General features: G+C 34.9%; 3 protein-coding genes and 1 pseudogene. 3 read left to right on the top strand and 1 reads right to left on the bottom strand.

All coding sequences use genetic code 11. The features are described from left to right. From VFS71_RS03570 to pruA, 3 genes and pseudogenes are all read left to right on the top strand, one after another. Positions 1-458, top strand: a pseudogene (locus VFS71_RS03570) (DUF5103 domain-containing protein); the annotation flags it as partial. Between the two features lie 80 nt (positions 459-538). Then, the gene (apaG, locus tag VFS71_RS03565) at positions 539-925 is read left to right on the top strand and encodes a Co2+/Mg2+ efflux protein ApaG (RefSeq protein WP_116796107.1); all 387 of its coding nucleotides are present in this window, start codon (positions 539-541) and stop codon (positions 923-925) included. Between the two features lie 201 nt (positions 926-1,126). Next, the gene (pruA, locus tag VFS71_RS03560) at positions 1,127-2,755 is read left to right on the top strand and encodes an L-glutamate gamma-semialdehyde dehydrogenase (RefSeq protein WP_326399408.1); all 1,629 of its coding nucleotides are present in this window, start codon (positions 1,127-1,129) and stop codon (positions 2,753-2,755) included. Positions 2,756-2,866: 111 nt separating this feature from the next. Here pruA and rsmG read toward each other — a convergent pair whose 3' ends face one another. Further along, the gene (rsmG, locus tag VFS71_RS03555; protein WP_326399410.1) at positions 2,867-3,496 is read right to left on the bottom strand and encodes a 16S rRNA (guanine(527)-N(7))-methyltransferase RsmG; all 630 of its coding nucleotides are present in this window, start codon (positions 3,494-3,496) and stop codon (positions 2,867-2,869) included. Positions 3,497-3,557 lie beyond the last annotated feature (61 nt).

Below are 3,557 nucleotides of genomic sequence, written 5' to 3'. Positions count from 1 at the left end.
TGTATACCAATAATGACAAAGCCAATTTTCCATATACAAACTATTCAGACCTTAACGGAAATTTTTCAATCCGAAAACTAGACGGTGAAAACAACACAATTGAAGCTGATTATTCTTGGGTTTACTTCAGTCTATCATCACCTTTGGCCAATCCAAGTTCTTCTATCTATATTGTTGGGATGTTCAATAATTACAGCTTAACCCCAGAAAACAAAATGGATTTTAATTCCAAAAATGGTCTTTATGAAAAAGCAATTTTAATCAAACAAGGATTTACAAACTACCAATATATGTCAGTAAACAGTAAAGGATTTATCGATCAGGAGCATGCAATCGATGGAAATTTTTATCAAACTGAAAATGAATATACCGTGTTGGTTTATTACAAAGGAAGCAGCGATCGATACGAAAAAGTCATCGGACGTGGAACCGCCACTTCATTAAACATAACAAATTAGAAATCTTTGAAAATTTTTAAATAAAATATTCATTTTTTTCGTAGATTTGTTGCCATACAGCACTTAATTAGCTCATTAACATGGTTTCACAAATAACAAGAGGCATTAAAATTTCGGTATTGACTAGTTTTGAAGGAACGTACTTCAAAAACTATAAGATTCATTTTGCCTTTAGTTATGAGATTACAATCGAAAACCACAGTAAAGATTCTGTCCAATTGACTTCACGTCATTGGGAAATCTTCGATTCTTTAAATGATTTAGAATTTGTAGATGGAGAAGGCGTTATTGGGAAAAAACCAGTATTAAAACCGGGAGAACAACATACCTACAGTTCTGGATGTTTACTATCATCTCCTTACGGCGCCATGAAAGGTTATTTCAATATGATTAATTTTACTTCAACTAAATCTTTTAGAGTTATAGTGCCTACTTTTAGACTTTGCGCTCCTTTCGCATTGAATTAATACCGATTGCATATTCAAAATAGTCCAATTGCATTGTACTATTTTCATATTATATCGGCATTATACCAAAAGACTTCGGACTATAACAAAAATTCTACTAGTATAATTTGACTTTAATTATGACATTTTTAGCATAATTTAAATCTTTCCTTTGTACTTTTGCATCAAATTTATAATCGTTTAATATTTAATTATAGAGATATGCTAAAAGGATTTTTCAATGTACCAAAAGCGGTAAACGAACCCGTAAAAGGATACGCACCTAATTCCCCAGAAAAAGCAGCTGTTTTATCAGCATACAAAGAAATGTGGAATACTAAAATCGATGTTCCATTGTATATTGGTAGCGAAGAAATTAGAACAGGAAACACCAAAAACATGACCGCTCCACACGATCATAAACATGTAGTTGGAACTTACCATTTAGCCGAAAAATCACACGTAGAAAGTGCTATTTCAAATGCTTTGGAATCAAGAACAGCATGGGCGAATATGGCTTGGGAACAAAGAGCAGCTATTTTTCTTAAAGCAGCTGAATTGATTGCCGGTCCTTACAGAGCAAAAATTAATGCCGCAACAATGATTGGGCAATCCAAAAATATTCATCAAGCAGAAATTGACGCTGCCTGTGAATTGATTGATTTTTTACGTTTCAACGTGGAATTCATGACTCAAATTTATGCAGACCAGCCTAAATCGGCATCCGATATGTGGAACCGTTTAGAATACAGACCGCTTGAAGGTTTTGTATACGCAATAACTCCATTCAACTTTACAGCTATTGCTGCTAATTTGCCTGCAAGTGCTGCTATGATGGGCAATGTTGTGATTTGGAAACCAAGTGACAGTCAAGTATTCTCTGCCAAAGTTATTATCGACGTATTCAAAGAAGCGGGAGTTCCTGACGGTGTAATTAACGTTGTTTTTGGAGATGCATTGATGATTACCGATACTGTTTTGGCAAGTCGTGATTTTGCTGGAATCCACTTTACTGGTTCTACACATGTATTCAAAGATATCTGGGCAAAAATCGGAACAAACGTTCACCATTACAAAACATACCCAAGAATTGTTGGGGAAACTGGTGGTAAAGATTTTATCATTGCTCACCCAAGCGCAAATCCAAAACAAGTTGCGACAGGAATCGTTCGTGGAGCATTTGAATTTCAAGGACAAAAATGTTCTGCTGCATCAAGAGCTTACGTACCACAAAGCTTATGGCCAGCGATTAAAGAACAATTGATTACAGATACAAAATCAATGAAAATGGGTTCTCCTGAAGATTTCAGTAACTTTATTACTGCTGTTATCCATGAAGGATCTTTTGATAAATTGGCTAGTTTTATTGACCAAGCTAAAAAAGATGCTGACGCAGAAATTATCGTTGGTGGAAATTACGACAAATCTGTTGGTTACTTTATTGAGCCAACAATAATCGTAACAACAAATCCACATTACACAACAATGGAAACCGAATTATTCGGACCTGTTATGACGATTTATGTTTATGAAGACGCTAAATGGTCTGAAACATTGAAATTGGTAGATTCAACATCTGAGTATGCTTTAACCGGAGCTGTTTTCAGTCAAGATCGTTACGCTATTGAAGAAGCAACAACAGCTTTACAAAACGCTGCCGGAAACTTCTACATCAATGACAAACCAACTGGAGCTATCGTAGGAATGCAACCATTTGGTGGAGCAAGAGCTTCTGGAACCAATGACAAAGCAGGTTCTGCATTGAACTTATTGCGTTGGGCTTCTCCAAGAACGATCAAAGAAACATTCGTAACTCCAACAGATTACAGATATCCTTTCTTGGGAGAATAGTCCTAAAGTTGAAGGTCAAAAGTCTTGAAGACTTTATAAATATAAAAGCCGAATCTTAAATTTAAGATTCGGCTTTTTACTTTATGACTTTCAAACTTTCGTCTTTCAGACTTATACCACAAACTTCAAAGGCAAGTGAACCACTTTCTTGGTCTCGAAAAACTCATCTTCAAAGAAATCAGAAATATTGTATTCTGTCGCTTTTGGGAAATCTTTCAATTCCTCGGTTAAATCACCACCTTTTAAATAAAGAATACCGTTTTTCAATTCGTGTTTGTTTTGCTTCTTGATTTTGGTTTTTACCCAAGAAACAAAATCGGGCATGTTAGTAACCGCACGACTTACTATAAAATCAAAATCTCCTTTCACATTTTCCGCACGAAGTTGTTCGGCTTTGACATTTTTTAGCTCTAACGCTTCGGCAACGGCTTTAACTACCTTTATTTTCTTAGCAATAACATCAATCAAATAAAAACGCGTTTCAGGGAAAAGAATAGCCAATGGAATTCCAGGAAATCCACCGCCTGTGCCCACATCCAATACATAAGTTCCGGGTTCAAACTTATTTACTTTGGCAATGGCCAATGAATGCAATATATGTTTAGTGTACAACGAATCAATATCTTTACGTGAAATAACGTTGATTTTTTCATTCCAATCATGGTATAAAAAATCCAATTTTTGAAACTGTTCTATCTGATTATCAGATAGGTTAGGAAAATACTTTAGAATCTCATCCATCTTAAAAATTTTTAACAAAAGTACTGCTTTTCGCTTAGAAATATTTAACTCAATATTGTAT

Origin of the sequence: Flavobacterium sp., from assembly GCF_035760125.1 — a bacterium.
GTDB lineage: Bacteria > Bacteroidota > Bacteroidia > Flavobacteriales > Flavobacteriaceae > Flavobacterium.
Note: the sequence above shows the minus strand (reverse complement) of the source record. Positions and strands in the feature narration are given on the sequence as shown.